The organism is Chitinimonas sp. (genome assembly GCF_041904975.1).
Classification (GTDB): domain Bacteria; phylum Pseudomonadota; class Gammaproteobacteria; order Burkholderiales; family Chitinimonadaceae; genus Chitinimonas.
In genome coordinates, this window is record NZ_JAYRLZ010000213.1 from 1 (window position 1) to 7,663 (window position 7,663).

At 62.5% G+C, this 7,663-nt stretch carries 4 protein-coding genes; all 4 read right to left on the reverse strand.

Features of this window, described 5'->3' with window-relative positions:
• Positions 1-420: 420 nt before the first annotated feature.
• Positions 421-3,210, reverse strand: a complete 2,790-nt coding sequence (locus ACE3OH_RS16740) for an EAL domain-containing protein (protein ID WP_374355570.1) — start codon at positions 3,208-3,210, stop codon at positions 421-423.
• 165 nt (positions 3,211-3,375) lie between these two features.
• On the reverse strand, positions 3,376-4,695 hold the full coding sequence (gene argA, locus ACE3OH_RS16745) for an amino-acid N-acetyltransferase (protein WP_374355576.1): 1,320 nt from the start codon (positions 4,693-4,695) through the stop codon (positions 3,376-3,378).
• Between the two features lie 47 nt (positions 4,696-4,742).
• Positions 4,743-7,121 (reverse strand): EAL domain-containing protein, encoded by a 2,379-nt coding sequence (locus ACE3OH_RS16750; RefSeq protein WP_374355579.1) that lies wholly within the window; start codon positions 7,119-7,121, stop codon positions 4,743-4,745.
• Positions 7,118-7,663: hypothetical protein (locus tag ACE3OH_RS16755; protein WP_374355583.1), on the reverse strand; the 546-nt coding region annotated here is incomplete at its 5' end. The genes ACE3OH_RS16755 and ACE3OH_RS16750, both read right to left, overlap by 4 nt.

Here is a 7,663-nt window from a genome sequence, read left to right on the forward strand (position 1 = left end):
AGAAAGTCAGGCGGCCGCGGGACGCAATCCCGCCCTAAACATTCGCGCCGAAGGCGCATAAAACTAAGGCCGCAGTGAGGTATATCAGCCCTGCGCCAAAGTCTTCTGAATCATGTAAGTCGAGTTGAGCCTCTTGGTGGCCCAACGTAGGCATGCTCCAAACAAGGGGTCAGGATGAAGTGAAACGGAATCCAGGCCAGAGCAAGTCACTACGTGAGGAAGCCTGATCTTGCTGCCTTTGCGGGCGCTTGGCCCGCGCCCCGGATACCCCCTGCGGCTGCAACCAGGATACGAAGACCCACCTAGTTTTGCGGGTTACGCCTGCGGCTAACCCGCACTACCGCCACCATTGCAGGCACATAGCCTTGCGCACGGAGATCGTCCGGCAAAACGCGGCCCCCAGCACAAGGCCAACAGTACCTAATGGTGCCCAGTAGGCCTGGACGCCTTCAAGGCCGGGTGATCCGCCATCGGCTTGTCGAGGTAATAGCCCTGCACCATATCCACGCCAAACTCCACCAGCATCTTCAGCGTTTCCTCGTTTTCGACAAACTCGGCCACCGTCTGCTTGCCCATATCGCGGGCAATGGCGGCCATGCCTTTCACGAAGACCTGGCTGTCGTGATCATTGGGTAGATCGCGGATAAACAGGCCGTCGATCTTCAGCACATGGGCCTTGAGGTGCTTGAGATAGGCAAACGACGAGAAGCCGGCGCCGAAGTCGTCGAGGCAGACCGTGCAGCCGGTATTGCGCAGGGCCTCGATAAAGCGCTGCGCATCGCGCATATCGCTGACGGCGGCGGTTTCGGTCAGCTCTACCATCAGCCGGCGTGGCGGTACCTGATGCTGGCGCAACAACTCACCGATGTAATCCGGCAGGCTGGTCTCATCAAAGCTGCGGCCGGAAATATTGACTGCCAGTGGCGGCATATTCGGGTTGGCGGCCAGCATGCGCACGCTTTCCGCCACCACCCAGCGGTCGATATCGAGGATCTTGCCGCTTTTCTCGGCATGGGGAATGAAGTGGCCAGGCGGCACCAGCTGGCCGGGGTTGCTGGCGTCCTTCATCCGCACCAGCGCTTCCAGATGAGCCACAGTACGGGTATTGGCGTCGTAAATACCCTGGAAATGCAACAGGAAGCCGTCGTTTTCCAGCGCCTGCTGGATGCGCTCGTTCCAGGTCAGCCGGTTTACCATTTCACGCGAAGCATCGCGCTCGGCCTGGTACAGGCGCCAGGTCGCCTTGCCGGCTGCCTTGGCCTGGTACATGGCCGTGTCGGCATGGGCGATCAAGTCCTCGGCATTTTCCGCATGCAAGGGATAGAGGGCGACGCCGAGGCTGGACGACAAACGCAGATTCTGGCCATCGACCAGGAACTGGATGCCCGACACCGTGCTGATCACCCGCTGCGCCAGGATGCTCACCTCGGCCTCGCTGCAGCTGGGCACCAGAATGGCGAATTCGTCGCCGCCCAAGCGGGCAAAGAATTCATTGCGGCGCACCTGGCCGAAGGTGTCGTTCACATATTTGAATTCGTCGAGATCGAAATACAGGGCGGCCAGCGTCTCCTGCGCGCGCTCTGCCTCGGCCAGCATGCGCTCCAGCTGCTCCTGGAAGGCATGGCGGTTGTACAGGCCGGTCAAGGCATCGCGTTCGGCCAGGAACACCATGCGCTCGTTCAGGTAGTGCTCCTGGGTTACATCCTCATAGACCCACATGCGCCCGGTAAACAGGCCAGTCTCATCCTGCACCGTGTAGCAGTGCTGGGTAATGATGCGACCATCATTCATGGTCAGATCGCCCGGATAGACGTCGAATTCCGCCATCCGCTCACTGGCTTCGATATGGCCGGCCAGATCGTAATGCGCCGGCCGGTTCAGCGACATCTGCAACACCTGGCCGACCGGCTTGCCGATCAGCACCGAGCTGTTGTCGATCAGCCATAGCGACTTGAACGCCGGGTTATGAAACACCACGATATTGTCATTGTCGACAAACAGCACACCAAAGCGCATGGCCGACAGCAAGGCGGTCAGCCGCGTGCGCTCGGCCTCGCCACGCGCCAGATAGGTCTGGTTCAGCGCCTGAGATTGCTGCAGCTCATAAACGGCCCGCTTGAGCGCAAGGCGGTCTTCCTTGAACTGGCTGTTGTCGTAAATCGAGGCGCGGATACCACGGTACTCGCCTTCGCTGCCATAAATCGGCTGCCAGCTCATCGCCGCCCAGAAGGCCTTGCCATCGCGGCGCACTGCGCGGAATTCGAAGTCCTGCCCGGCCGTGCCGCCCAGCATCTGCTTGAGTGTGTCGCTAACGTTGCTGCGCTCTTCCAGCGCCGCCAGCGGCACCGGAAAGGCCTGCATCTCCATGCATTCCTTCACCGAATAACCGGTAAGCCGGCTCACCGAGGCATTGACCCACAGCAGCCCCCCCTGCGGGTCCAGCCACAGCTCGACGCCATAGGTGTAGTCGGCGATCGCGGCAAAGCGCTCTTCGCTATCGCGTAGCGCGGTCAGGCGGTCCTGTACCGCCTGGGCCATCTGGTTGAACCGTACCGCCAGCCGGCTGACCTCATCCTCGCCTTCGATGCTGATCAGGTCGGTACCGCCCTGGGCGGCGCTGCGCTCGGCCGCCTCCACCAGGCGATACAGGCGACGGGTGAGCCAATAGCCCAGCATGGCCATCAGGGTGACCGACAGCACCGCGCCGACCAGCACGATGGTGACGGTCTGCCAGATGATGCGGTTGGCCGAATCGCGCAGCAGCTCGGTGGACAGGCCAAAGCGCAGCTCGCCATAGCGCTGGCCGGCCAGCTCGATGGTCGTGCCGACATGTACCACCGGCGGAACATCGCGGCCATCGAGCTTGCCCAGGTCGTCGCGCGGCGGCAGCGGCGTGTCGGCATCCCAGCCGCGAGCTGCCACCACCTTACCGCGGCGATCGCTCAGCACCAGATAGTCAATGCCGTCGGCGGAGCGGATGCTTTCCAGCAATTCGGCCGCCGGCGCATAGTCGAGCGCCGCCATCGATGGCGCGAGCGAAGCATTGAGCAGGCGCGACAATTCGGCCACCCGCACTTCGGTGGCGCGCAATACCATGCCGGACCAGATGCGGCCCATATTGGCGAGCAGCACTGCCAGCACCAGCAGCTGCACCAGCAGGATGGCGGCGATCAGGCGGGCGCGCAGGCCGTGGAACAGGCTGAATGCCATCAGCGCTTCCGCAGGCTGGGCGCTGGCTGCATGCGGTATGCGACGAGCAGGCCACCAAACATTGACGTGTCTCCCGGGCGCTGGATGCCCTTTTTATCGTACGCTGCCAACCCGGCCCGGGCTGTGCGCCTGAAGGCCGTCTACTGCAAACAGCTTAGCAAACCGCTACAAGGCCTTGAGGAACACTTTGGAGCGGCGCTGCCAGTTGTACAGCGCCTTTTTGCGCATCGGCAGCGCATCGACCTCGGCCGGTGCAAAGCCGCGCTCGACAAACCAGTGCGCGGTGCGGGTAGTCAACACGAACAGCTGCTTGAGCCGCAAGCGCCGCGCTTCGCGCTCGACATGCTTGAGCAAGGCTTCGCCGCGCCCGCCATCGCGATAATCCGGATGCACGGCCAAGCCGGCCAGCTCGGCCATCTCGCTGCCCTCGAAGGTGTGCAGGGCCACGCTGCCGATGATCTTGCGATCATGCTCGAGCACGGCAAAGCGCTCGATTTCGCGCTCCAGCAGCTCGCGGTTGCGCTTGACCAGCACGCCATCCGCTTCCAAGGGCTCGATCAGCGCCAGAATGCCGCCGACATCGTCGATGGTGGCGCGCCGCAGTGTTTCCAGCGGCTCGCGCGAGATCATGGTGCCGATACCTTCGTGGGTAAACAGTTCGGTCAGCAGCCCGCCATCGAGGTGGCGCGAAATCAAGTGGGCGCGGCCCACGCCATGGCGCACTGCGCGAATGCAGTTGGGCAGGTAGAAGTCGATATCGTCGCGCACCTTGCCCGCCTCATCGACAAAGGCCTCGGCTTCGGCCGCCGTCAACTCATTGAGCAACTGGCCGTCTTCATCGATCACGCCGGGCTGGTCGAGCAGGAAGATCAGCTTGTCCGCCGCCAGGGCTACGGCTGCCGAAGTAGCAACATCTTCCAGCGTGAGGTTGAATACTTCGCCGGTGGGCGAGTAGCCGAGCGGAGACAGCAGCAAGGTCTCGCCGAATTCCAGGCGATTGCGCATGGCCGCCACATCGACCTTGCGCACCTCGCCACTGGCCTGCATATCGACACCATCGTGCACGCCCATCGGCTGGGCGGTGATGAAATTGCCGCCGGCCACCCGGATATCGGCATTGGCCATCGGCGAATTGGCCAGGCCCATCGACAGCGCCGACTCGATCTCGAAGCGCACCTGGCCGATTGCCTGCAATACCGGCGCAATGGCATCGCGCTCGGTCACCCGCACGCCGCGCTCGAAGCGGCTGTCGTAGCCGGCCTCTTCCAGCCGGGCATTGATCTGCGGCCGCGCGCCATGCACCAGCACCAGCCGTACACCGAGGCTCACCAGGGTATTGAGGTCATGCGCCAGCGATACCATGCGCTCATCGCGCACCAGATCGCCACCGAAGGCAACAACAAAGGTACGCCCGCGAAACGCGTGAATATATGGTGCCGCCTGGCGAAACCAGTAGACGAATTCGATTGATCCAATTTCGGGCATAGTGTTGAGCCTTGCGAAAGACAGCGAAGGTTAGCAGAAACGCTCGCCTAAGCCCCCCGGATTGCCGCCTGGCCGGCAGCGGCCCGCTGCTGACGCCAGTCGATAAAGGCCTGCACCGGCAAGGGCTTGCTGTAGAAATAGCCCTGGATCAGATCGCAATCCATGCTGCGCAAGACGTCGACAATGGCTTGCGTTTCCACCCCTTCGGCCACCACTTTCAAACCAAGGCGATGCCCCAGCTCGATGGTGGAGCGAACGATCATTGCATCGCTCTGGTTGTGGTCCAGCTCCAGTACAAAGGCGCGATCGATCTTCAATTCGGTAATCGGCAGCTGGCGCAGATAGGCCAGTGATGAGAAGCCGGTGCCATAGTCGTCGATGGCCAGGCCAACCCCAAGGCCGCGCAGCTGCTTGAGTATGCCCAGCGCATGGCTGGGGTCCTCCATAAATCCGCTCTCGGTGATTTCCAGGCATAGCAGGGCCGGTGGCAAGCCGGCACGCGCCAGGCCGTCGGCCACAAAGGCCACCAGGCTTGGGTCGAGCAGATCGCGGGTGGATAGATTCACCGATACCTTGACCGGTGCACCGGCCTTCGCCCAGCGGCCCGCCTCGTCCATCACATGGCGCAATACCCAACGCGTGACTTCGCTGATATATCCGGTCTGCTCGGCAAAGGGAATAAAGTCGCCTGGCGGCACAAAACCACGCTCTGGATGAATCCAGCGAACTAGCGCTTCCGCCTCATTCGCTTCGCCAGTGTGCAGGCTGACTTTGGGCTGGTAGTACACGGTCAGCTCGTTGCGCTCGACCGCCAGTTGCAAATCGCCCAGCAGGGACAAATGCTCCTGCCGGAAGGTGCGATACGATGGATCGTAAATCGCCTGGCGCTCACCGCCGCGCTTGGCGCGGTACATGGCCAGATCGGCGCAGCGCAGCAGGTCGATGGCATCGCTGCCGTGCTCGGGGTAGCTGGCAGCACCGATGCTGGCGCGCAGATCCAGCGGCCGACCATCCAGCTCGAAACGCCGATCAAACACGGTATGGATGCGACTGATGGTATGCAAGGCCTCGGTGCTGGGTATGCCGGGCAGCAGCAGCGCGTACTCATCCCCGGATAGCCGCGCCACTACGTCATGGTCGCGCACCGCCTCAGCTAGGCGTGCTGCCACTTCCACCAGTACCCGGTCACCAGTGGGATGGCCCAGGGTATCGTTGATTTGCTGGAAGCGGTCGAGGTCGATCAGCAAGACGGTCAATGCGCCACTCTGACCGGTTTCCTCTATCGCCCGGGCCAGGAGCTGGTTGAAACGCACGCGATTGGGCAGGCCGGTCAGCACATCCTGATAAGCGAGCTTGGTGATTTCCGCCTCGCGCTCGGCGATCGCATTCTGCATATGAGACAGGCTGCCGGCCAGCCGGCCGATTTCGCTGCTGTCGCGGATATCGATGCTCTGGCGGTAGTCGCCCTGCTCGATATGGCCCGCCACCCGGGCCAAGGCGCGCAAGGGCCCGGTGATGCGCCGGGCAATACGCATGCCAGCCAACAGACAGATGGTCAGCGCCACGCCGGCCAGGGCGATCAGGGTGCCCTGCAGTTTGTAAAACGGAGCCAAGGACTGGTCGATCGACTGCGCCAGCAGCGCGTACACCGGCTCGCTGGCCGTGCCACCCAAGGGGGTGAGCAGCGTGGCAAACGCCTCGTCGCCCAGCACGATGCGACCGGGTTTGTCGGCTCCTGGCTGCAGCTGCGCCGGCAGCAGACTGCGCTGCAGCGGCCGCAGCGTGGAGGCGAACATCGCCCAGCTGCCCTGCCGCCAACCGAGCAAGGAAACCTGCAAGCCCGACAGCTCACGCAATTCCTTGGCGCTACGGTCATCAATGACAAAGCCGATGGTCACCCAGGCAATCACCACCGGCGCCTTTACCGGCACCACCACCAGCTGGTAGAGCTGGCCATCCACCCACTGGATGGCGCTTGCGCCGCCCATCTCGCTGGCCTTGTTGAGCAAAGAGGCAAACGGGTAGGTGCGGCCCTCGCGCTCGGGGTGCTGGGTATCGGCCTGGATGCGGTTATCGAGCCCGGACACCATCAACAGCTGGGCATGGATGCGATTGCCCTGGTTCTGCAGGGCCGAGCGCAAGGTGTCGCGATCATTGAGGGCAATGGTCTGCTTGAAGCCGAAGTCCAGCGCCAGCACGCTGGCAGCCTGGCGCAGCTGCTCGCCACGGGTTTCCAGCAGTCGGTGAAACACGCGCTCACCGGTCTTCAATTCGGCGGCCGACGTATTTTGGGAAATCTGCAGATTGGCGGCACTGACCAAGGCAAAGGTCAGCACCAGCACGCCGGCCAGCAGGCTGACAAAAAACACCACAATGCGGAATGCCAGGCTGGGGCTGCGAAATCTATCGACCAGTGCGCGAATCAATATCGGCCACCTTTTCTATCAAGCGGGGTACGCGGCGCCTGCGGCGGTGGTGTCAGCTTCAGCTGGAAGGCCAGGTGCATGTCGCCCGCCAGTTTGATTTTTTGCGCGGCGGCTTCACCGCTCTGATACGGGTGCCATACCTTGACCTCGTAGTCGCCAGCCGGTAGCTCGTCGATTTTCACCTGCCCATGGCTATCGCTCTTGCCGAAGTAGGGGGTATCCACCACCAAGGCATAGGCCAGCATCCAGTCATGGATATTGCAGCCCAGCACCACTACGCCTGCCTTGTCGAACACCACCGGCTTGGCCTCGCTGCCGGAGTAGAGCGGCCGGTCAAACGCATTGCCGCTGGAGAACGAGTAAATATGGTGGCGGATATTGTCCTTGTTGGGAAAACGCACGGTCGTGCCGGTCTGTACCACCGTCACCAGGGGCGTGAATTCCTTGTTCACCTGGTCGATCGCCACCGTCTGCTTGCTTTTGCCGACCTTGAGCGCCGCTGTCTCGACATACACCACGGCATCATTGACCGGCTTGCCGGC